Origin of the sequence: Methyloferula stellata AR4, assembly GCF_000385335.1 — a bacterium.
Classification (GTDB): domain Bacteria; phylum Pseudomonadota; class Alphaproteobacteria; order Rhizobiales; family Beijerinckiaceae; genus Methyloferula; species Methyloferula stellata.
Genome location: NZ_ARWA01000001.1, coordinates 2,985,111 through 3,006,224 on the forward strand (window position 1 = coordinate 2,985,111; position 21,114 = coordinate 3,006,224).

Sequence of the window (21,114 nt, forward strand, 5' to 3'; positions counted from 1 at the left end):
TCTTCTCCTCAGGCCTCTGCCGTGGCCGGAACGCCGACTTCGCGCACGACGATCGTCAAATGCGAAAACGGCTTTTCGATCCGGCTTGACCGGCCGCGCGCCCGCGCGGCGAAACGTTTCATGATGAGCGCCTTGCCAACGAAAGCTTCGGCGACGACGAGATCGTCGACATCGAGGCCGTGATTGTTTTCGGCATTCGCGATCGCGCTCTCCAGCGTCTTCTTGACGTCGAAGGCGATGCGCTTGCGCGAGAATTCCAAATCGGCCAGCGCCCTGTCGACCTTCTTGCCGCGAATCAGCTGAGCCAGAAGGTTCAGCTTCTGCGGGCTGATGCGCAGCATGCGGGCGACCGCCTTGGCTTCGTGATCTGAGAGCGCGCGGGGCGTCTTTTCCTTAGACATGGTCAGCCCCTCTTGGCTTTCTTATCCGCCGCGTGACCGTGAAAGGTCCGGGTCGGCGAGAACTCGCCGAACTTGTGACCGATCATGTCTTCGGTAACGTTCACCGGCACATGCTTGTGGCCGTTGTAGACACCGAAGGTCAGGCCGACGAACTGCGGCAGGATGGTGGAGCGGCGGCTCCAGATCTTGATGACTTCGGAACGGGTCGAGCCGCGCGCGGTCTCTGCCTTTTTGAGCAGATAGCCGTCGACGAACGGGCCCTTCCAGATGGAGCGCGCCATGATCAGCCCTTCTTCTTGCTCTTGTGACGCGAGGTCACGATGAATTTCGTCGTGGACTTATTGGTCCTGGTCTTCTTGCCCTTGGTCGGCTTACCCCAAGGAGTCACTGGATGACGGCCGCCGGAGGTGCGGCCTTCGCCGCCGCCGTGCGGGTGATCGACCGGGTTCATAGTCACGCCGCGGTTATGCGGGCGCTGGCCGAGCCAGCGGCTGCGTCCGGCCTTGCCGATCGAAGCATTCATATGATCCGGGTTGGACACCGCGCCGACAGTCGCGAAGCACTGGCCGTGGATCAGGCGTTGCTCGCCTGAATTCAGGCGCACGATCACGTAACCCTGGTCGCGTCCGACGACCTGCGCATAATTGCCGGCCGAGCGCACCATGGCGGCGCCCTTGCCGATCTTCATCTCGACATTATGCACGATCGTGCCAACCGGCATCGAGGCGAGCGGCATGGCATTGCCGGGCTTGACGTCGACCTGTTGGCCGGAAATGACCTCGTCGCCGACGCTCAGCCTTTGCGGCGCGATGATATAGGCGAGCTCATCGTCGGCATAGCGGATGAGCGCGATGAAAGCCGTGCGGTTCGGATCATATTCGATCCGCTCGACCTTCGCCGGGATATCAAGCTTACGGCGCTTGAAATCCACGATGCGATAGCTCTGCTTATGGCCGCCGCCACGGAAACGTACCGTGATGCGGCCATTGTTGTTGCGGCCGCCGGAAGACGACTTGCCCTCGGTCAGGGTCTTGACCGGCTTGCCTTTGTAGAGGTCGCTGCGATCGACGATGACGAGCTGACGAAGGCTCGGCGTGATCGGCTTGAATGTTTTGAGTGCCATATCAGAGCCCCGTCGTCACATCGATCTTGTCACCCTCGGCGAGGGTGACGATCGCTTTTTTGATATCCGACTGAACGCCGCGCGTTCCTTTGAACGTCTTTCTTTTGCCTTTGCGCAAAAGCGTGTTCACGCCCAAGACCTTCACGTCGAAGAGCTTCTCGACCGCTTCCTTGATCTGCGGTTTCGTCGCGGTCTTGCGGACCTTGAAGATCACTTTGTTGTCTTCCGAGGCGAAGGTCGCCTTTTCGGTGACGATCGGGGCTACGATAATATCGTAGAGCCGCACATCAATGGAGGGTGGGGTCATGCGAAGCGAGCCTCCAGAGCGTCGAGCGCGGCCTTGGTCAAAACCAGTTTGTCGCGGCGCAGAATGTCATAGACGTTGATGCCTTGGATCGGCAGCACGTCGATATTCGGAATATTGCGCGCGGCCAGCGCGAAGTTGATCTCGGGCTCCGCGCCGTCGATGATCAGGGCATTGGTCAGGCCGAGCTTGGCGAAATGCCCGAGCAAGGCCTTGGTCTTGGCCTCGGCGACCTTGGTGTCGGCCCAGATGATCAAGCCGCCGTCCTTCACCTTAGCCGACAGCGCGTGTTTCAGCGCCAGCGCCTTCACCTTCTTGGTGAGATCATGTTCATGCGAACGCATGACCGGGCCATGCGCCTTGCCGCCGCCGCGAAACTGCGGCGCGCGCGCCGAACCATGGCGGGCATGGCCGGTGCCCTTCTGCTTGTAGAGCTTCTTGCCGGTGCGCCAGACATCGGCGCGGCCCATGGCGACATGGGTGCCGGCGCGGCGCTTGGCGAGCTGATAGCGCACCATCCGCGCGATCAGATCCTCGCGCGGCTCGAGGCCGAAAATTGCGTCTGAGAGTTCGACTGAACCCGCCGCGGCGCCGTCGAGAGAAATGACGTCGATCTTCATGGTCTCAGGCCTCCGTCGGCGCGGGTTCGGCGGGGGCCGGTTCACCACCTTCGGCGAGGCGGAACTTACCAGGCAAAGGCACATCCTTCGGCAGCGCCTTCTTGACGGCGTCGCGGATATAGATCCAGCCGCCGGAGGTGCCGGGAACGGCGCCTTCGACCAGGATCAAACCGCGCTCGACATCGGTCGAAACGACGCGAAGGTTCAAGGTCGTCACGCGTTCGACGCCGAGATGACCCGCCATTTTCTTGTTCTTGAAGGTCTTGCCGGGGTCCTGACGGCCACCGGTCGAACCATGCGAACGATGCGAAAGCGATACGCCGTGGGTGGCGCGCAAGCCGCCGAAGTTCCAGCGTTTCATCGCGCCGGCAAAGCCCTTGCCGGTGGAGGTCCCCGTCACGTCGACGAATTGGCCGACGACGAAATGATCGGCCGTGATCTCGGCACCGACCGGCAGGAACGCGTCCTCGGCGACACGGAATTCGGCGAGCTTCAATTTCGGCTCGACCTTGGCGACCGCGAAGCGGCCGCGCTCGGCCTTCGAGACATTCTTCACCTTGGCCAAGCCGATGCCAAGTTGCACCGCGCTATAGCCATTCTGTTCCTTGGTCCGATGCGCGACGACTTGACAGCCATCGAGCTTCAAGACCGTGACCGGCACATGTTCGCCAGCGTCCGTGAAGACGCGGGTCATGCCGAGCTTTTGCGCGATAACACCTGATCGCATGTTGTTCGTCCTTCAAGGCCAGAGCTTAAAGCCCGTGGCCCGGTTCATCTCTTTTGCCGTCACCGCATCGTCTTGAAACGATGCTTAATTCTACGCGTTGGAACATCATCTCGATTCGACGATGTTCCGTCCGAAGGCCGGTTCGGCCTTCGCCAGAAACTAGAGCTTGATCTCCACGTCGACACCGGCAGCGAGGTCGAGCTTCATCAAAGCGTCCACCGTCTGCGGTGTCGGGTCTACGATATCGAGGACCCTCTTATGCGTCCGGATCTCGAACTGTTCGCGCGACTTCTTGTCGACGTGCGGCGAACGGTTCACTGTGAACTTCTCGATCCGCGTCGGTAAAGGGATCGGGCCGCGGACCTGAGCGCCGGTGCGCTTGGCCGTGGAGACGATCTCCTTCGTCGACGAATCGAGAATCCGGTGATCGAACGCCTTGAGGCGGATGCGGATATTCTGGCCGTTCATTACATTGTTCCCTGTCGCGCAGCCATTGACCTGCCCCGCTGTTCTATTTTTCGCCCACTTCGCAAAGCGACCGAAGACAATGCCGAAAAGCCTCGCGGCCTTTCGGCATAATGATTATTCCGTGATCGAGGCGACAACGCCCGCGCCCACCGTGCGGCCGCCTTCGCGGATAGCGAAACGCAGCTTTTCTTCCATCGCGATCGGCACGATCAGCTCGACGTCCATGGTCACATTGTCGCCGGGCATGACCATTTCCGTGCCTTCCGGCAATGTGACGACACCCGTCACGTCGGTGGTGCGGAAATAGAATTGCGGGCGATAGTTCGTGAAGAACGGCGTGTGACGGCCACCTTCGTCCTTGGTGAGGATGTAAGCCTCGGCCTTGAACTTGGTGTGCGGCTTCACCGAGCCGGGCTTGCAGAGCACTTGGCCGCGCTCGACGTCTTCACGCTTGGTACCGCGCAGCAGCGCGCCGATGTTATCGCCAGCCTGACCTTGATCGAGCAGCTTGCGGAACATTTCGACGCCGGTCACGGTCGTCTTGACGGTCGGCTTCAAGCCGACGATCTCGATTTCCTCGCCGACCTTGATGATGCCGCGCTCGACGCGGCCGGTCACGACCGTGCCGCGGCCGGAGATCGAGAACACGTCTTCGACCGGCATCAGGAAGGGCTGATCGATCGGACGTTCCGGCTGCGGAATATAGGCATCGACCGTTTCCATCAGCTTCAGAACGGCGTCATGGCCGATTTCCGGGTTGCGGTTTTCAAGCGCGCAAAGCGCCGAACCCTTGGTGATCGGAATATCGTCACCGGGGAAATCGTATTTCGACAGAAGCTCGCGGACCTCAAGCTCGACGAGCTCGAGGAGTTCGGCGTCGTCGACCATGTCGACCTTGTTCATGAACACGACCAGCGCCGGCACGCCGACCTGACGGGCAAGCAGGATGTGCTCGCGCGTTTGCGGCATCGGGCCGTCAGCCGAAGACACGACGAGGATCGCGCCGTCCATCTGGGCCGCGCCGGTGATCATGTTCTTCACATAGTCGGCGTGGCCGGGGCAATCGACATGCGCGTAATGGCGGTTCTTGGTCTCGTATTCGACATGCGCCGTCGAGATCGTGATGCCGCGCGCCTTCTCTTCCGGCGCCTTGTCGATTTGATCATAGGCCGTGAAGGTCGCGCCGCCCGATTCCGCCAAAACCTTGGTGATCGCCGCCGTTAGCGACGTCTTGCCATGATCGACGTGCCCGATTGTACCGATGTTACAATGCGGTTTGTTGCGCTCGAATTTTTCCTTGCCCATCGTCCGGCTCCTTTAAAAACTCAACTGTGCAGGCACATCAGGCGTATTTTGCCTGGACCTTCGCGGCCTCACCCGCGGGAACTTGTTCGTAGTGATCGAATTGCATCGAGTAGTTGGCGCGGCCCTGGCTGAAGGACCGCAACTGATTCACATAGCCAAACATATTGGCGAGCGGGACCATCGCATTGATGATAACCGCGTTGCCGCGCATGTCCTGGCCTTGCACCTGACCGCGCCGCGACAGAAGATCGCCCATGACGGAGCCCGTGTAATCCTCAGGCGTCGTCACTTCGACCTTCATAATCGGCTCGAGCAGGACCGAACCGCCTTCCTTCAGCGCCCGGCGGAAGGCCGCGCGGGCGCAGATCTCAAAGGCCAGCACCGAGGAGTCAACGTCGTGGAAAGCGCCGTCAATCAAGGTCGCCTTGACATCGACCACTGGGAAGCCAGCGAGAATGCCGGAGCCCATGACGCTGTTGATGCCCTTTTCGACACCCGGAATATATTCCTTCGGCACCGCGCCGCCGACGATGCTGGATTCGAAACTCGATCCCGCACCAGGCGTATTCGGCTCGAAGATGACCTTGATCCGCGCGAACTGGCCGGTGCCTCCGGTCTGTTTCTTATGCGTCTCGTCGATCTCGACCCGCCGCGTCAGCTTTTCGCGATAGGCAACCTGCGGCGCGCCGATATTGGCATCGACCTTATAGGTACGGCGCAGAATATCGACCTTGATGTCGAGATGAAGCTCGCCCATGCCCTTCAAAATCGTCTGACCTGATTCCTGATCGGTCGAGACACGGAAGGACGGGTCTTCGGCCGCGAGCTTCTGTAAGGCGACGCCAAGCTTCTCCTGGTCGGCCTTGGACTTCGGCTCGATCGCGATTTCGATAACGGGCTCCGGGAACTCCATGCGTTCCAGAATAACCGCCTTGTTCAAGTCGCAAAGCGTGTCACCCGTCCGCGTATCCTTCAGACCCGCGAGCGCGACGATATCGCCCGAATAGGCTTCCTTGATGTCTTCGCGATTGTTCGCGTGCATCAGCAGCATGCGGCCGATGCGCTCTTTCTTGTCTTTGGTCGAGTTCAGCACGGTGGTGCCGGACTCGATATGACCCGAATAGACGCGCGCGAAGGTGATCGTGCCGACGAAAGGATCGTCCATGATCTTGAAGGCGAGCATGGAGAAAGGTTCGTCATCGCCCGGCAGACGGACGATTTCCTCACCTGAATCGACATCGATGCCCTTGATCGCTTCACGATCGACCGGCGACGGCAGATACAAAACGACCGCGTCGAGCAAAGGCTGAACGCCTTTGTTCTTGAAGGCCGAGCCGCAGAAAACCGGAATGAACGTGATCGACCGCACAGCCTTGCGGATGAGGCCGTTCAGGACATCTTCCGAAGGCTCGGTACCGTCGAGATAGGCTTGCATCGCGTCGTCGTCGAGTTCGACCGCAGCTTCGATCAGGATATTGCGATATTCGAGCGCCTTGTCCTTGAGATCGGCCGGGATCTCTTCATCGTGATATTTCGCGCCGAGACCTTCGTCTTCCCAGACGACGGCCTTCATGCGGACGAGATCGATGATGCCCTTGAAATCGGCTTCCGAGCCGATCGGCAATTGGGCGCAGATCGGGCGTCCGCCGACCTTGGTCTTGATGTCGTCGACACAGCGATAGAAATCGGCGCCGATCTTGTCCATCTTGTTGACGAACACGATGCGCGGAACGTGATATTTGTCGGCCTGACGCCAAACGGTTTCGGTCTGCGGCTCGACGCCCTGGTTGCCGTCGAGCACGCAAACGGCGCCGTCGAGCACGCGCAGCGAACGCTCGACCTCGATGGTGAAATCGACGTGGCCGGGGGTGTCGATGATGTTAAGGCGCTTCCCGTTCCAGGCGGTAGTCGTCGCGGCAGACGTGATCGTGATGCCGCGTTCCTGCTCCTGCTCCATCCAGTCCATGGTCGCAGCGCCGTCGTGCACTTCGCCGATCTTATGCGACTTGCCGGAATAATAGAGGATACGCTCCGTCGTCGTCGTCTTGCCCGCATCGATGTGGGCCATGATGCCGAAGTTGCGGTAGTCCTGAATCGGATGACTGCGTGGCATGTCGGAAATCCTTTCGAAGCTGAAGCTTCGCTCCCTTACCAGCGGTAATGCGAGAAGGCGCGGTTGGCTTCCGCCATCCTATGCGTGTCTTCCCGTTTCTTGACGGCATTGCCGCGATTGTTCGCGGCATCCATGATCTCGGCCGAAAGCCGGTCGACCATGGTCTTATCGTTTCGTCCGCGCGCGGCGGTGATGATCCAGCGGATCGCCAGAGCCTGACGGCGCTCCATGCGAACTTCGACCGGCACCTGATAGGTGGCGCCGCCGACGCGCCGCGAGCGCACCTCGATCGCCGGCGCGACATTTTCGAGCGCCTGCTTGAAGACGGTAAGCGGCTCGCCGCGCGTCCTCTGCTCCACGACGTCGAAGGCGCCGTAGACGATCGATTCAGCGACCGACTTCATGCCGTCGTACATGATCGAGTTCATAAACTTCGTCAGCACGACGTCGCCGTACTTCGCGTCGGGAATGATCTCCCGTTTCTCAGCCCTGTGGCGGCGCGACATATGTTTCGTTCCTGTCTTGACTGTCTCTTGTCATGGCCTGGCTTGGCCCGGCCATCGGGTCAATTTCTACCACGGATTACTTCGGCCGTTTCGCACCATATTTCGAACGGCGCTGCTTACGGTTCTTGACGCCCTGCGTATCCAAAACGCCGCGCAGGATGTGATAACGCACGCCCGGCAGATCCTTGACGCGGCCGCCGCGGATCATGACGACCGAATGTTCCTGCAGATTGTGGCCTTCACCCGGGATATAGCCGATGATCTCGAAACCGTTGGTGAGACGCACCTTGGCGACCTTGCGAAGCGCCGAATTCGGCTTCTTCGGCGTCGTCGTGTAGACGCGCGTGCAGACGCCGCGCTTCTGCGGGCAGGCCTGCATGTGGCGCGCCTTCTCGCGGTAGATTTTCTCTTGCCGCGGCTTGCGGATCAATTGGCTGATCGTCGGCATATGTTTTCCGTATCCACTTAGGTCCGAGGGCTTTCACCCTCTCAAAATCTCGTTCGTCGGCGCATCTGGACGAAGTGTCCAAGAAACGCTTGTCGCGGCGGACCATCGCGATGACGCGAAATACCCGCCGTGCAAATCCCAAATCTCCGCAGATCCGGGGATACACACGCAAACAAATTGAGCGCCTTCGGCCCAAGGGCTTCCGGCGCTGCGCCAGGCAGAGGACCGCGAATATCGAGGTCGTGCCGCTGGTGATCCATGACGGCGCTTAAGCGCACTATGGATCAATGACGTTCGTTTGCTGAGGCCGACAGCGTTTAGATTTCACGGGATTTGAAGCGAGGCGCCTCAAATATGTTAGGAATCTACTGCCTGTCGAGAGCGGGCGGAACTTAATCAGACGAGCTTTGCGCGTCAACCCCTTGAGGGAGTTTTTATCTAAGCACGGCCGAACGTTCCGCAAGAGGGAGGCGCCCGGGGGCTTTTATGACAGGCTAATGGGCCTCGCCAACCGCCCGCATCGGGGCGGCGGGATGCGGCGCGACGGCGAAATTACGCGTCGGGGCGACTCTAGGCATCTGCCTGATCTCCGCAGCCCTCGGCGGTCTCGGAAGCGCGCTCACGGCCGGCTCCTGCCTCAACGCCGGTAATTGTGTATGAGTCGGCTCTTCACCCACATGCCGCTCGTCAAAATGCTCTGCCGGGTTTGGCAGCGCGTGCCCGAATTCCTGATTCGGGACCGCAGACGGACCGCCAAATCGCTCACCTGGGCGTTCGATCGGGCGCTGCGGCGCGAAATTCGGCGCCGCCAGAGTCCCAAGCCGGGTTACCGGGCGCGCATAGACCAAGGGGATCGGCGAAGGCGCCGGCAAATAGCCTTGGGCCCGCGGTTCGGGCGGCGGCAAATGCCGGAATTGCGGCGGAAGCGGCGGCAGGAATCGCTCCGGAGTCGGCGGCACACGCGCGTAATTCAAGCCGCTCGGGCCGCCCGGCGCGAAATCGGCATGATCGAGGATCACGCGCTCCTCTTCCTCCGGCGGTGCAAGGCCTTGGAAATCATAAGGATCAAACCGTGCCGGCGGATCATGTGGCGCCGCGGAACCGGCGAGCAGCCGGCCGGCGTCCGCCGCATGCGGCCCGTCTGGATAGCGCAGCATATAGCTCCAATAGGCATTGGGCGCATGGACGTGGCGGGCCCGATTCCAGGTTAAGGCTTCGCGCCGATGCGCGAGAAGGGCTCTCACACGCCCGCAGAGCGGATCTGCGGGAAAAGCCGCCAAAAACTCCTGATAGCTCGCGAGCGAATCGAGTTCGACCGCAGCGGCATAGGCATCGGTGGCGTCGGTAAAATCGTGAATGGGCTCGCCCTGAAGGTCGCCATAGGCTTCCGCCTCCGGCGGCGGCACGCCGTCCAAACCTGGAGGGGCGAGCAGGACAAGCGGGCTTGTCAGCTTCGACACGTTCCAGGGCACGAAAGCGCCATGCGTGACATCATTCACGCGCAGACGCGTGCGGGCAAAGACCTCGTCGATCGGCACGCCGCCGTAGCGCAGCATCTCGGCCAAGGCCTGAGCATAGGCGCCGAACGTGCCCCTCTCCTCCGGCGCGGCCGTGCCGGGCGCGGCATTGAACGCATAAAGCGATCCGGCATCGACATCGGGCAAAGCGAGACCTGTGGCCAGAGCGCCGCCATTTGTCGGAAACACGTCGTCCCTCGCGGCATCCAGCACGACAATGCGGGCTCGCAGCTTCAGCGCGGCAAGGGCCTGCGTGAGATCCGAGACCCTGATCGCTTGGACTGGAATATCGGCGGCACGTTGCAGGAAGGCGTCGACGGGAATGAAATAATTCTCGCCATCATATTGGAGCCCATAGCCCGACAAATAGACGAATGCGATCGCCTGCGGACCGGCCTCTTCGAGCTTCGTCCGAAAATCCTGAAATGCGCGGCGCACCGAATCCTGATCGAGATCGGCGGCGCCCGTCACATCGAAGCCCGCCTGGCGGAGCGTATCGGCGATGAGCGCGGCGTCATTGGTAGCCGTCGCCAAAGGCTTTTCATGATATTGCGCGTTACCGATGACGAGCGCGTAGCGTAAATCGCCCGCTTGCGCGCGCGCCACGCCGGGCGCTGCGATCGCAAGCCCGATCATCATTAAAATTGCAACGATCCATTGCGTATCGCGCATCACTCACCCTGAGCATGATCCCGAAATTGCAGACTTTTCGGAATGAGATCATGCGCCAAAACAAATCCACGCCGGTGCCTTCTTTGTGGCGCGTCGGCCTGCCCAAGCAAGCGCCATCACGAGAGCTTGACTCGCAGTATCGGTGAAATCTCTACACGGCAGAGATTGCGCCAGGACGGATTTCACGACGGATTTGCCGGAGCCCTAAGCAGGTTGGCTCGCGGATCTCCTCCGCGAGCCAACCCCAGCTAATGCTGTTCGCCGGGTTTTTCTTCCTTCTCGCCGGGCTTTGGCGGATGCGGGGGCACCGGCGGATGCGGCGGAGCCGCAGCGGCAGGTGGCGGCGGGGCCGGATGCGGAGCCGCGGGCGGCGGCGGGGCCGGATGTGGCGGCTCGACATGCGGCGCAGGCGGCGGGGGTGCCGGATGCGGTGGTTCTATATGCGGCGGAGGCGGCGCGGCGTGCGGAGGCTCGACGTGCGGCGCGGCGTGGGGAGGCTCCATATGCGGCGCGGGATGCGGCGGCTCCGCCTGGGGCGCGGCATGCTCCGGATGGACTTGTGGCGCAACCGCGCCTGGTCCGCCCTGCGCAGGCACGGGCAAGCCGTGGTTCGGCTCGGCGCTCGGATGCGGCTGCCCGGCTCCTGGCGGCTGATGTCCAGGCTCAGGTGCGGCATGCTCCGGATGGACTTGTGGCGCAACCGCGCCTGGTCCGCCCTGCGCAGGCACGGGCAAGCCGTGGTTCGGCTCGGCGCTCGGATGCGGCTGCCCGGCTCCTGGCGGCTGATGTCCAGGCTCAGGTGCGGCATGCTCCGGATGGACTTGTGGCGCTACCGCGCCTGGTCCGCCCTGCGGAGGCACGGGCAAAGCATGGTTGGGCTCAGCGCCCGGATGCGGCCGTCCTTCGCCTTGCGGCCCGGGCGCGCCGTTGGGGGCTTGTGCATTCGGGACTTGCGCATTCGGGACTTGCCCGTTCGGATGCCCCGCGCCTTGCGGCTGATGTTCGGGCTCGCCTTGCGCGCCATTTAACTGTCTGAAGCTGCCGGCGCGCGAGGCCGGTTGCGCGAAAGGCAATGGCAGCGCCACGGGCCCGGGCAGAATACCAATCGGATGCGGTTCAGGCGGCGGCAGGCGCCTGAACTCGGGCGGCGGCGGTGCCAGGAAATAGGCCGGCGGCGGAGGCGCCGGAGCGTAATCCGGCCCTTCGAAGATAATTTGCGGCCGGTCGACAATGACATATTCATCGTCAGGGGGTGGCGGCAATCCTTGGAAATCGTATGGATCGAAACGCGGCGGCGGTTCGAGCGCCACGGAGAAACCTATGAGACGACGGCGCGCGTCGAAGAAATGCGGTCCGCGTGGATAGCGCCGCATATAACTCCAATAGGCGTCGGGCGTATTGGCCATAACGGCCCTGTTCCAAGTCAAGGCTTCGCGCCGTGCGGCAAGAATGGCCCGCACCCGGAAGGCCAGCGGATCCGACGGATAGACCTGCAAAAAGCCCTGATAGGCGGCGAGCGTGTCGATCTCGATGGCCGCTGCATAAGCCTCGTTGGCGTTCGGAAAATCCCGCATCGGGCGCGACTGCAAGGCGGCGTAATTTTGCGTCGGCGGCAAACCCGCCGCATCGGGACTTGCCGCGAGCAGAACGACCGGATGGGTTAATTTCGACACGTCCCATGGGACGAAAGCACCATGCGACAATTCATTCGCCCGCAAACGCACGCGCGCGAAAACGTCATCGAGCGGCACGCCGCCATAACGTAACATTTCAGCGAGCGCCCGCGCGTAAATGCCATAAGGGCCCTGCTCCGACGGCGCTATCGTTCCGGGAGCCGCATTGAAGGCGTCAAGCGACCCCTCCTCGACATCGACGAGCGCAAGCCCGCCGGCGAGCGGATTGCCTTTCACCGGAAACGGATTGGCCCGCGCCGCGTCGAGCACGAAGACGCGGGCGTCCAAACGCAATCCAGCAAGCGCATGGGTGAAATCCGATATCCTGATCGCCTCGATCGGGATATCGCTCTCGCGCTGCAAAGTGGCATCGACCGGAACGAAATAATTCTCGCCGGAGTATTGCAGCCCGTAGCCAGCGAGATAGACGAAGGTGATCGCGTGCGGGCCAGCCTCTTGGACTTTGGCCAGAAATTCCTTGAAGGCGCGGCGCACCGAATCCTGATCGAGATCGGCGGCTCCCGTCACATCGAAGCCTGCCGTGGTCAGTGTCTGCGCGATCAGCCCGGCGTCATTCGACGCCGTTGCCAGGGGTCCGCCGGCATATTGCGCATTTCCGATCACCAGTGCGAGACGCGGCTCGCTTGTCTGCGCTTGCGCGGCCCAGGAAACGATTGACAATTCGACGGTCACAAAGATAGCAACCAGCAATTTTCTTTTTTTCATGCAACACCTTAGTACCACTTCAACTAAGTGTGATTATTGAAAAGCTTTGTGGCTTAACCACGACCGATCAAGGCGCTGCAAAGGCGGTTCAAGCGCCGAGCGACGAAGTACCAAGTGACGAGGTACCAAGTGTCTGGGCGACCACCTGCTTCAGCATCGGCAAAATCTCCGCCTCGAACCAGGGATTGCGTTTGGCCCAACCGATGTTGCGCCAAGACGGATGCGGCAGCGGAATGATGCGCGGCGCTTGCCCGGCAAAATCGCGCCAATTGCGGATGATCTCGTCGAGCGTGATCTTTTTCGGCAAAGGCCGGCCGGCGCGCGCGAAATGGTAGTCTTGCGCGTAGCGCCCAATCGCCAAAATCGTCTCGATTTGCGGCATCAGGGCGAAGAGATCGTCATGCCAGGCGGCGCGGCATTCCGGACGCGGCGGCAGATCGGCTTTCTTCGCATCCTGGCCGGGGAAGCAAAATCCCATCGGAACGATGGCGACTTGCGCGGTATCGTAGAAAGTCTCGCGCGACACATCCATCCATTGCCGCAAGCGATCGCCGGATGCGTCGTTAAAACTGATCCCGGTTGCATGAACTTTCGTTCCGGGTGCTTGGCTGGCAACGAGCAATTTCGCCGTCGTCGAGACGCGCAACACCGGACGCGGCTCATGCGGCAAAGGGGTCTTCAGCGGCGCTTCGAGACAGATGCGGCAGGCTCTGACGCGGGTTGCAAAAGCCTCAAGTACTAGAGCGGGATGAGGAAAAGTGGACACCGGTTTTCCGTCCTATCCCGCTCTAAACTATGTGAATCGATCACGTTCATGATTTTGGATTAGTTCAAGTCAGGCAAGCGCGACTTGAACTAATCCAAAATCATCGTGATCTATGACCGCGGGATCAGAGATCAAACGTTCGGCCATCATAGGCGATCGTAAGGCCCGCCGCTTCCATCTCGGGGATGCGCGCCAGCGCCGTCTCGCCCAAATGGGTCAGGACGGTTTGTTTGGCGGTGAAATCCGCGACATGCGATTTCAACGTCGGCCAATCCATGTGGTTTGGCACCGGCACATCGCCCGAATAGCACTCGACCAGAAAAAGATCGGCCCCGGCCGAAAGTTCGACGAGGCTTTCCGTCCAGCCGGTATCGCCCGAAAAGGCAAAGGTGCTGACGCCGTCGCTGAGCCTGACACCCGTCGCAAGGCCGCCCGACGGATGCAAGACCTCGAAGGTCTCGACCACCAGTCCCGCCACTTTCGACACGCGGCGGGCGAGGATCTCGTCGGCCTGCCAGGGGAAACTCCATTTGAATGTCATGGCACCTGGGAAAAAGGTCTCGAGCAAGGTGTCGAGCCGGCGCTTGAATCCGGGCGGCCCGATCATGAGGAGTGGCTTCGTCCGCCCGCTTACGAATTGGCAATCGAGCAGGAAAAACGGCAAGCCGCCGAAATGATCGCCGTGAAGATGCGAGATCACGATCAAATCGACATCGTTCACCTTGAAGCCCAGCTTCTGCCAGCTCACGATCGATCCCGCGCCGAAATCCACGAGCGCCGTCCCGGCGCCGGAGTCCACGCGAATGCAGGTATGGGCCCGGCCGCCTGTTCCGAAGGCGTCGCCCGAACCGACGATCGTGACTTTCATTTCAGATCCCAGTCGCGGCGCCGGGCCGAGGCCTTCTGGCGGGACTTCGACGATGCATTCTCGGGTGCAAAACTCATGGGAGAAACAAGCTGATCAAGGGCCGCGGTGGCGCTGCAGGGACGTCGCAATCCATCAAAGCTTCGTAAGATGGTTAACGCCGGGACGGAGAAATTAAAGGCCACAGCCCATTACCACTGTGTGGTAGCACACAAATCGGAGAGTGAAACCCTACTGACACAATCTCTAACGTAGAAAATTCGACCGAAGCTCTAAGCCCATCGTTAATCTTTATACGCGATGGTCTTTTAATCCTTTCCACAAGACCGACAATTGCGCAGGCCTGTCCAAAGATGACCGAAGTCACCGCGGAGATGATCGAGCGCGGACGGGGGGCTGATCCCAAGGTCGCGGCCGAGCGCCGGCGGCTTGCCATCAAGATAAGGGAGGCCCGCGAAAAGCTGACATCGACCGAGACCGGCCATCGGGCCTTCGACGTTCAATTGCTGCAGCTTTTCGCCGAGGGCCGGAAATCGTCCGGCCTCGTTATGCTGGCCTTCACGCTCGCCATCGCGACGACCACGACAGCCTGGATCCCGCTCGAAGTCAGCGTGATCTGGCTGACCCTGACCTCCACCGGCCTTGCTCTATCCTATCGCTGGGCGGTGAAGTTTCCCCGTAACCCCTCGGCCGATACGAACATCGGCCGCTGGCGGCATAAGTTCACTTTCGCGGAGACGGTCCAAGGGCTGATATGGGCGGGTCTCGGGAGCTTTCTCGGTCAGATCGACGCGCCGGGCGCGAGCACCTTCGCGCTCGTGCTTTTGCTTCTCGTTTCGGCCATCAATACGCCGATCACGGCGTCGATCCCGAATGCCGTGATCGGCAATCTGGTGCCGATCACGCTTGCCATTTTCGCCGTGCTGCGGCCGACCCATTTCGGCGACGCGACCTTCTATCTGACGGCCTTGGCTTGCGGCATGGAGCTCTATTTCCTGGTGCTCGCCAACAAGCTCTATCAGACGACACTCAATTCGCTTTTGTTCCAGGCGGAAAAAGATCAGCTCATCACCGAGCTCGAACAAGCGCGGATCAACAGCGATCTCGCGCGCCGGCGCTCCGAAGAGGCCAATCTCGCGAAGTCGCGTTTTCTCGCGACAATGAGCCATGAATTGCGCACACCGCTCAACGCCATTCTCGGCTTTTCGGAAGTCATGAAAGGCGAACTCTTCGGTACCCACAATGTCCCCGCCTATAAGGAATATTCGAACGATATTCATTCGAGCGGCGAACATCTCTTGATGCTCATCAACGAGATCCTCGATCTCTCGCGCGTCGAGGCTGGGCGCTACGAATTGCGCGAGGAATCCATCGCTCTCGTCAATATCGTCGAGGATTGCCGGCATCTTCTCACGCTGCGCGCGAAGAAGCGCAATATCACGGTCACGGAAGCCTTCGAGCCGCAATTGCCGCGCATGTGGGCGGATGAGCGCGCCGTGCGGCAGGTTGCCTTGAACCTTCTGTCGAACGCAATCAAATTCACGCCGCAAGGCGGCTCGATCACGATCAAAGTCGGCTGGACTTCCGCCGGCGGCCAATATTTTTCCGTGCGCGATACGGGACCGGGGATTCCAGAAGACGAGATCCCGATCGTGATGTCCTCTTTCGGACGCGGCTCGCTTGCCCAGAAAAACGCCGAGGAAGGCTCGGGCCTCGGCCTGCCCATCGTTAAGGGCCTCGTCGAATTGCACGGCGGCACCTTCATTTTAAAATCCAAGGTCCGCGAAGGAACAGAAGTCATCGTCGTGTTTCCACCCGAGCGGATCATGAACGCTCTGCCGCGGCTGGACCCGAACAAACCGGCGCCGCGGCCGGGAGAAAAGCCAGCGCGGGCCGGACGCGCCGCCCGCACGGCGGCGTAAAACCTCCGCCTATTCACCATTTCCTGATCGCGCGCCTCGCCAAATTCTCAATTCGCACCCATATGATGGCCTGCGGTGGCGCGAGGGATCAGGGAGAGTCCGTGGTGAATGTTTTAAAGTCTGCGTCCCGTCTCGGTCTGATCCTCGCCTTTGGTTTTCTCTTTCTGACACCGCCGCTTCATGCGCAAGACGATGAAGCCGGCAAACCGGAACCGCAAAAGCACGAAAGCCAGAAGCCGGAGAAGCCGCATGGCAGCGCGGCGACGGCCGCGCCCAATCCCCTGCCCGCGCCATCCGTCACCTCGCATGAGCTGCAATTGCAAGGCCGCACCTTGCGCTTCAAGGCGACAGCCGGCGCCATTCGCCTGAATGACGGACAAAGCGGCAAGCCGATCGCCGATCTGAGCTATGTCGCCTATGAGCTCGAAGGCACCGACAAGGCCAAGCGGCCGATAACGATCGCCATCAATGGCGGCCCCGGCGCGAGTTCGGCTTGGCTCGATCTCGGCGGTCTCGGGCCATGGCGGCTGCCGCTCGACGGTGCCGTGCCTTCGACCGCGCCGGTGACTGTCGACAATGCCGAAACCTGGCTCGATTTTACCGATCTCATCTTTCTCGATCCGCCCGGCACCGGCTATAGCCGCATGCTCGCCGACAGCGATGAGGCGCGTAAACATTTCTATTCGGTCAATGGCGATATCGAAGCTCTGTCGGTCGCGATCCGCAAATGGCTGACCGACAATAAGAGGCTCGAAAGTCCCAAATATATCGTCGGCGAAAGCTATGGCGGGTTCCGCGCTCCGAAGCTCGCACACCGCCTCCAGGATAATGAAGGCATCGGGATCACAGGGCTTATCCTCATCTCTCCGGTGCTCGATTTCGGCTGGTTCGAGACCGGCAACAATCCTCTGAGCTTCGCGACAAGGCTGCCCTCCATGACCGCCGCGGCGCGCGGTCTCAACGGAACCAATGGACGATCCGCCTTGGCCGATGTTGAAGCCTATGCGCGAGGCCCCTACATCGTCGATCTTCTGCACGGCGAACGCGACGCCGAAGCGCAAGCAAGGATCGTCGACAAAGTCGCTGGTTTCACGGGCCTCGACAAAGCCCTAGTGAAGCGGCTCGGCGGCCGCATTGATCCGCGCACATTCGCGCGCGAGCGCACGCGCGCCGAGGGCCGAATCTCCAGTCAATACGATAGTCTCGCGACCGGCCTCGATCCCGATCCGCATGCGGCTTCAAGCGATCATTCCGATCCGGTGCTCGACGCCTATAAGACGCCGCTCGCCGCCGCGATGGCGGATATCACCGCCAATCGCCTCAACTGGCCGGTCGAGGCGCGCTATGAAATCCTGAATGAAAACGTCAACCGGCAATGGGATTGGAACGGCCGGGGCCAGGCGGAATCGCTTAGCGATCTGAAAAGCGTGCTGGCGCTCGACCCGCATATGCATGTCCTCATCGTGCATGGGCTGACAGATGAGGTCACGCCTTATTTCACGTCCGCGCTTTTGATCGATCAGGTTGCGCCATTGGGCGACGCGAACCGGTTGCGGCTTGCCGTCTATGGCGGCGGTCATATGGTCTATGCGAAAGACGGATCGCGGGCGGCACTCCGCGACGATGCGCGCAAGCTCATCACCGGAGAATAGATAGTGGACGCGCGACCCGACTTAGCGCCTTCTCTGTCTTATTAAACGCATCGGATTTGTCCCAAAAGCCGCGCAGCGTCCCACTTTTGGGTCCGGTGCTCTATTCCTCGGCATCTGTGAAGAGCACGACCTCGTCGGGCAGTCCGATGGTCACGCTCTTTTCGAGGTTCAAGCCGGCGATCCGCGCAAAAGCGCCATCGGCCTCAAGAAGAACGACCGCCTCGCTCGGCATGTCCTGAAGCTTTTCGATCAATTGCGCGACGGTCATCCCTGGTCCCTGAAATCATGAGTCTCATGGGCGCCTCTCTATCACGAGACGGCAGCCGTGGGACAGGTCAGCTTCTTTCCGGGTGGTATTGCCAGCGGCTGTGCGCGCACGCGCAGTGTCAACTTGTCCTATCGATTGCGGCGTCTGCGTCATCGCAATGCAGCAACGTATGAGCTATATATATTGAATAATGAATCGATCAGTTTGAAGCATCGATTCATAGAAAAATCAAATCGTCTAAGAAAAACTACTGATTCGTGAAGCAAAGATGACATCTTTGCTTCCCGACACCTTGGAGACTCACATGGCTCGTAACCTTTATATTGCGTATGTGTCCGTCACTGCCGCCGCTCTTCTTGTCGGCATTATCGGCTTTTCGGTTTTAAATAGCCAAGCTCATGCCCAGAACGGGGCTTCGGCAGCCACCACGCGCTGCTTCGTCGGCAATAAGATGGACCGGCCCAGCACGCACATGACCCGCGGTTGGGTTTGCGTTTCGGAGCCGGCTCCGGCTGCCATCAACTGATCCGAAACGGCCCGGGAAAACAGTCCAGGGCGTTCAATTTCGATCTCTGAAACATTCAGGCGAGACCGTTATCCCCCGGCCTCGCCTTTGTTTTGTTCAGCGATTGAAATGCAAAAAGGCGGCGGATCCGCGATCCGCCGCCTTTGCCAACTCCGTTCACGTGTCTCGCGGGAAACGGAGGAGTTCCTGACGCCTGATCCTAAGATCAGGCCTAAACGGTGCGCTTTCCAACGCAGATGGATTGATTCAATCCAGAATCAGCGTGATCTAAAGTCCAGCCAGGTATTGCGCCGGATCGACCGGAGTCGAGCCTTTGCGCAATTCGAAATGGAGCTGCGGCGAAGCGACATTGCCGCTTTGACCGGACTTGGCGATCGTCTGTCCGCGCTTGACCGTGTCGCCGCGTTTGACCTCGATATCGCTATTATTGGCATAGGCCGTGACGAAACCGTTCGGATGCCGGATCAAGACCAGATTGCCATAGCCCTTGAGCTCGCTGCCCGCATAAGCAACGACGCCTGCTTCGGCCGCCTTGACCGATGTCCCTTCCGGCACGGCGATGTTGATGCCGTCATTGCCGCCGGCCTTGAACCCTTGAATCACGCGGCCATGCGCCGGCCAGCGAAATTCCGGATTGGCATTATCGGATGCCGCGGCCGTCTCGATCGTTTTTTCGGCATGCAGGCTCGACGTCGGCATGGAGTCGATAGCCTTGTGAGCCTCTGAAGGCGTATCCGCCTTTGCCGTTTTGATCGGCTCGGACTTCACGACCTCGGCGGGTTTTTTCGCCTGGTCTTTCATCGCCATTTTATGATCAGGCTGTTTCGCAGCCATTTTGGCGATGATCTTGTCCTTTTCCTTATCCCGGCCGTGCTTTGCTTCCTCTTTGGCAGCGAGGCGTTTCTCGGCCTTGGTGACGGGCTCGGCACCCCTTACGAATTTCAGCTTTTCGGCGCGGCCGGCCGGCGCGGCGCCGCTCGATGCCGCGAGCGCGGCATTATAGACGGGGATGATGAGCCTGGTGCCTGGCCTGATTTCGGAGGCGCTGGCAAATCCATTGGTATGGACGATGGCGTCGCGCGGAATGCCATAGCGGTTGGCAATCGTTTCGGCGGTTTCGCCATTGGCGACGACGACCGGCGTTCCGCCCGTGGCGGACCAGCCGGCCATGCTGTTGCGGCCGACGGAGCCGGTCATATCGGAATGAGAGGCGCCTTCAGACCGGGCAAGCTGAGGGCTCCGATGGGCCGGCGCGCTATAATTCGCACTGGATCCAGCCGAGGCCAGCGGCCGCGATTGGATCGAGCCCGAATTCGAATAACCCGAATTCGAATAAGGCGCGGGATTGGTGGTGCCCGTCGCACCGCGATCGACACGCGAAGACGACGTCTTGAAGGGATTACCAAGGGCGTCGCCATCATCACCGCCGCCGAAACGGCCTGAATCGGCACAACCCGCAAGCAGACTGGCGCCAAACCCAGCCAGAACCAAGCGAAAGACGACGCGACCCCTGGGACTCGTAAGCACCTTACTCATAACGCAACCCACCAAACTCAGCCGGAACTTCGGCATTAAGGCGGATGCGAGTTAAGGGAGGGTTTAAGATGAACAAGCGTTCAAGAAAAAATCTACAATATTAATCTTGACCTCGACACTGTTTGACTGAGTGTCGCAGATTTGATCAAAATTTATTTGTTAAAACAAAGACATCAAGAGAATCGCGATTACAAAGCCCGGGCAAGCCCCGGCAAAATGGCCTGCATCCGGCATGGCGCGATGCATGTCATCTCCGCCTCGCTGCCGCTGCGCATAAGCTTGACCAGCTGCTGGCGGACCGGCGCTTCAGGGTCCTGCTGGGCGAAGACGAGGATACCGCCGTCCTCCAGCAAAGGGATAAACGCCTCCGGTCCCGCATCGAGGCGCCCTTCGACGAAAATCCGATCGAACGCCCCAACCTCCGGCGGGATCGACAGTCCGTCGCCCCAGACCACACCGGCATTATCGATTCCCATCTGCCCGAGCCTTGAACGGGCCTCCGTCGCGAGGCTTTGAAAGCGTTCGAGCGAAATCACTTCGCCCGCGAGCTGCGCCAGGATCGCCGCCGTATAGCCGGTGCCCGCGCCGACCTCGAGGACGCGATGGTGCTTTGCAAGGTCGAGCGCTTCCATCATCTGCGCGACGAGGCCGGGCTCGGAGATCGTCTGCCCGCAACCGATCGGCAGAGAGACATCCTTTTGCGCAAGATCGGCATAGCGATGCGGTACGAAGAGCGCGCGCGGCACGAGTTCGAGCGTCCGCAAGACGGCCAGATCCTGGATGCCGCGGGCGCGCAGGCGCATGTGAAAGGCCGCGCGTTCCTCGGCGTTCGAGACCTCCTCGCCGAGAAAATCAAACAGGGTCGGCGGCGCGGCGGACATTGATCGCGGTTTCCTTAGGGTCGAGACCCGAATGGAACGGCGCGCGTCCTTCTCCCTGTGGGAGAAGGTGCCGAGCGAAGCGAGGCGGATGAGGG

21 protein-coding genes are annotated in these 21,114 nt (G+C 60.7%); 3 read left to right on the forward strand and 18 right to left on the reverse strand.

Going from position 1 to position 21,114, the window contains the following annotated elements:
- Nucleotides 1-8: 8 nt before the first annotated feature.
- The 15 genes from rplV to A3OQ_RS0114685 all read right to left on the reverse strand — a co-directional run bounded on the left by rplV (nt 9) and on the right by A3OQ_RS0114685 (nt 14,237).
- Complete coding sequence (gene rplV / locus A3OQ_RS0114610) at nt 9-401, reverse strand: 50S ribosomal protein L22 (RefSeq protein WP_020176154.1); 393 nt, start codon at nt 399-401, stop codon at nt 9-11.
- A 2-nt stretch (nt 402-403) separates the two neighbouring features.
- On the reverse strand, nt 404-682 hold the full coding sequence (gene rpsS, locus A3OQ_RS0114615; RefSeq protein WP_020176155.1) for a 30S ribosomal protein S19: 279 nt from the start codon (nt 680-682) through the stop codon (nt 404-406).
- 2 nt (nt 683-684) lie between these two features.
- Nucleotides 685-1,524 (reverse strand): 50S ribosomal protein L2, encoded by an 840-nt coding sequence (gene rplB, locus A3OQ_RS0114620; protein ID WP_020176156.1) that lies wholly within the window; start codon nt 1,522-1,524, stop codon nt 685-687.
- A gap of 1 nt (nt 1,525) precedes the next feature.
- A complete protein-coding gene (locus A3OQ_RS0114625) occupies nt 1,526-1,831 on the reverse strand; it encodes a 50S ribosomal protein L23 (protein WP_020176157.1) in 306 nt (101 codons plus the stop codon).
- Nucleotides 1,828-2,448 (reverse strand): 50S ribosomal protein L4, encoded by a 621-nt coding sequence (gene rplD, locus A3OQ_RS0114630; protein WP_020176158.1) that lies wholly within the window; start codon nt 2,446-2,448, stop codon nt 1,828-1,830. Before rplD ends, A3OQ_RS0114625 begins: the two co-directional genes overlap by 4 nt.
- Before the next feature lie 4 nt (nt 2,449-2,452).
- Nucleotides 2,453-3,175, reverse strand: coding sequence for a 50S ribosomal protein L3 (gene rplC, locus A3OQ_RS0114635; RefSeq protein ID WP_020176159.1), 723 nt, complete (start codon nt 3,173-3,175; stop codon nt 2,453-2,455).
- A gap of 159 nt (nt 3,176-3,334) precedes the next feature.
- Complete coding sequence (gene rpsJ / locus A3OQ_RS0114640; protein WP_020176160.1) at nt 3,335-3,643, reverse strand: 30S ribosomal protein S10; 309 nt, start codon at nt 3,641-3,643, stop codon at nt 3,335-3,337.
- A 114-nt stretch (nt 3,644-3,757) separates the two neighbouring features.
- The gene (gene tuf / locus A3OQ_RS0114645) at nt 3,758-4,948 is read right to left on the reverse strand and encodes an elongation factor Tu (protein WP_020176161.1); all 1,191 of its coding nucleotides are present in this window, start codon (nt 4,946-4,948) and stop codon (nt 3,758-3,760) included.
- Between the two features lie 37 nt (nt 4,949-4,985).
- Nucleotides 4,986-7,061 carry an elongation factor G gene (fusA, locus tag A3OQ_RS0114650; RefSeq protein ID WP_020176162.1) on the reverse strand — a complete coding sequence of 692 codons (2,076 nt, stop codon included), beginning with the start codon at nt 7,059-7,061 and terminating at the stop codon, nt 4,986-4,988.
- A 35-nt stretch (nt 7,062-7,096) separates the two neighbouring features.
- Nucleotides 7,097-7,567: a 30S ribosomal protein S7 gene (gene rpsG / locus A3OQ_RS0114655; RefSeq protein ID WP_020176163.1), complete on the reverse strand. Its 471-nt coding sequence runs from the start codon at nt 7,565-7,567 to the stop codon at nt 7,097-7,099.
- A 76-nt stretch (nt 7,568-7,643) separates the two neighbouring features.
- A complete protein-coding gene (rpsL, locus tag A3OQ_RS0114660) occupies nt 7,644-8,015 on the reverse strand; it encodes a 30S ribosomal protein S12 (RefSeq protein WP_020176164.1) in 372 nt (123 codons plus the stop codon).
- A gap of 494 nt (nt 8,016-8,509) precedes the next feature.
- The gene (locus A3OQ_RS22575; RefSeq protein ID WP_020176166.1) at nt 8,510-10,204 is read right to left on the reverse strand and encodes a caspase family protein; all 1,695 of its coding nucleotides are present in this window, start codon (nt 10,202-10,204) and stop codon (nt 8,510-8,512) included.
- Nucleotides 10,205-10,452: 248 nt separating this feature from the next.
- Entirely contained in the window at nt 10,453-12,603 is a 2,151-nt protein-coding gene (locus A3OQ_RS0114675; RefSeq protein WP_020176167.1) for a caspase family protein, read from the reverse strand.
- An 88-nt stretch (nt 12,604-12,691) separates the two neighbouring features.
- A complete protein-coding gene (locus A3OQ_RS0114680) occupies nt 12,692-13,369 on the reverse strand; it encodes a uracil-DNA glycosylase family protein (RefSeq protein ID WP_152428471.1) in 678 nt (225 codons plus the stop codon).
- Between the two features lie 124 nt (nt 13,370-13,493).
- Complete coding sequence (locus A3OQ_RS0114685) at nt 13,494-14,237, reverse strand: MBL fold metallo-hydrolase (RefSeq protein ID WP_020176169.1); 744 nt, start codon at nt 14,235-14,237, stop codon at nt 13,494-13,496.
- 350 nt (nt 14,238-14,587) lie between these two features.
- Between A3OQ_RS0114685 and A3OQ_RS0114690 the strand changes: the two genes are divergently transcribed.
- Nucleotides 14,588-16,156 carry a sensor histidine kinase gene (locus tag A3OQ_RS0114690; RefSeq protein WP_020176170.1) on the forward strand — a complete coding sequence of 523 codons (1,569 nt, stop codon included), beginning with the start codon at nt 14,588-14,590 and terminating at the stop codon, nt 16,154-16,156.
- A 104-nt stretch (nt 16,157-16,260) separates the two neighbouring features.
- Complete coding sequence (locus tag A3OQ_RS0114695) at nt 16,261-17,808, forward strand: S10 family peptidase (RefSeq protein WP_020176171.1); 1,548 nt, start codon at nt 16,261-16,263, stop codon at nt 17,806-17,808.
- A gap of 100 nt (nt 17,809-17,908) precedes the next feature.
- Here A3OQ_RS0114695 and A3OQ_RS24900 read toward each other — a convergent pair whose 3' ends face one another.
- Entirely contained in the window at nt 17,909-18,076 is a 168-nt protein-coding gene (locus A3OQ_RS24900) for a hypothetical protein (protein ID WP_020176172.1), read from the reverse strand.
- A gap of 304 nt (nt 18,077-18,380) precedes the next feature.
- On the opposite strand from A3OQ_RS24900, the gene A3OQ_RS0114705 reads away from it, so the two are divergent.
- Nucleotides 18,381-18,602 (forward strand): hypothetical protein, encoded by a 222-nt coding sequence (locus A3OQ_RS0114705; RefSeq protein ID WP_026595841.1) that lies wholly within the window; start codon nt 18,381-18,383, stop codon nt 18,600-18,602.
- A gap of 267 nt (nt 18,603-18,869) precedes the next feature.
- Here A3OQ_RS0114705 and A3OQ_RS22580 read toward each other — a convergent pair whose 3' ends face one another.
- Together A3OQ_RS22580 and A3OQ_RS0114715 are read right to left on the reverse strand one after the other, a co-directional pair.
- Nucleotides 18,870-20,138, reverse strand: coding sequence for a M23 family metallopeptidase (locus A3OQ_RS22580; RefSeq protein WP_083931596.1), 1,269 nt, complete (start codon nt 20,136-20,138; stop codon nt 18,870-18,872).
- A 188-nt stretch (nt 20,139-20,326) separates the two neighbouring features.
- Nucleotides 20,327-21,019 (reverse strand): protein-L-isoaspartate O-methyltransferase family protein, encoded by a 693-nt coding sequence (locus A3OQ_RS0114715; protein WP_020176175.1) that lies wholly within the window; start codon nt 21,017-21,019, stop codon nt 20,327-20,329.
- Nucleotides 21,020-21,114: the final 95 nt, after the last annotated feature.

Bases quoted from the DNA above. Each gene is read 5' to 3' on its own strand.
- rplV (WP_020176154.1), bottom strand. From the start codon at position 401: ATGTCTAAGGAAAAGACGCCCCGCGCGCTCTCAGATCACGAAGCCAAG.
- rpsS (WP_020176155.1), bottom strand. From the start codon at position 682: ATGGCGCGCTCCATCTGGAAGGGCCCGTTCGTCGACGGCTATCTGCTC.
- rplB (WP_020176156.1), bottom strand. From the start codon at position 1,524: ATGGCACTCAAAACATTCAAGCCGATCACGCCGAGCCTTCGTCAGCTC.
- A3OQ_RS0114625 (WP_020176157.1), bottom strand. From the start codon at position 1,831: ATGACCCCACCCTCCATTGATGTGCGGCTCTACGATATTATCGTAGCC.
- rplD (WP_020176158.1), bottom strand. From the start codon at position 2,448: ATGAAGATCGACGTCATTTCTCTCGACGGCGCCGCGGCGGGTTCAGTC.
- rplC (WP_020176159.1), bottom strand. From the start codon at position 3,175: ATGCGATCAGGTGTTATCGCGCAAAAGCTCGGCATGACCCGCGTCTTC.
- rpsJ (WP_020176160.1), bottom strand. From the start codon at position 3,643: ATGAACGGCCAGAATATCCGCATCCGCCTCAAGGCGTTCGATCACCGG.
- tuf (WP_020176161.1), bottom strand. From the start codon at position 4,948: ATGGGCAAGGAAAAATTCGAGCGCAACAAACCGCATTGTAACATCGGT.
- fusA (WP_020176162.1), bottom strand. From the start codon at position 7,061: ATGCCACGCAGTCATCCGATTCAGGACTACCGCAACTTCGGCATCATG.
- rpsG (WP_020176163.1), bottom strand. From the start codon at position 7,567: ATGTCGCGCCGCCACAGGGCTGAGAAACGGGAGATCATTCCCGACGCG.
- rpsL (WP_020176164.1), bottom strand. From the start codon at position 8,015: ATGCCGACGATCAGCCAATTGATCCGCAAGCCGCGGCAAGAGAAAATC.
- A3OQ_RS22575 (WP_020176166.1), bottom strand. From the start codon at position 10,204: ATGCGCGATACGCAATGGATCGTTGCAATTTTAATGATGATCGGGCTT.
- A3OQ_RS0114675 (WP_020176167.1), bottom strand. From the start codon at position 12,603: ATGAAAAAAAGAAAATTGCTGGTTGCTATCTTTGTGACCGTCGAATTG.
- A3OQ_RS0114685 (WP_020176169.1), bottom strand. From the start codon at position 14,237: ATGAAAGTCACGATCGTCGGTTCGGGCGACGCCTTCGGAACAGGCGGC.
- A3OQ_RS0114690 (WP_020176170.1), top strand. From the start codon at position 14,588: ATGACCGAAGTCACCGCGGAGATGATCGAGCGCGGACGGGGGGCTGAT.
- A3OQ_RS24900 (WP_020176172.1), bottom strand. From the start codon at position 18,076: ATGACCGTCGCGCAATTGATCGAAAAGCTTCAGGACATGCCGAGCGAG.
- A3OQ_RS0114705 (WP_026595841.1), top strand. From the start codon at position 18,381: ATGGCTCGTAACCTTTATATTGCGTATGTGTCCGTCACTGCCGCCGCT.
- A3OQ_RS22580 (WP_083931596.1), bottom strand. From the start codon at position 20,138: ATGAGTAAGGTGCTTACGAGTCCCAGGGGTCGCGTCGTCTTTCGCTTG.
- A3OQ_RS0114715 (WP_020176175.1), bottom strand. From the start codon at position 21,019: ATGTCCGCCGCGCCGCCGACCCTGTTTGATTTTCTCGGCGAGGAGGTC.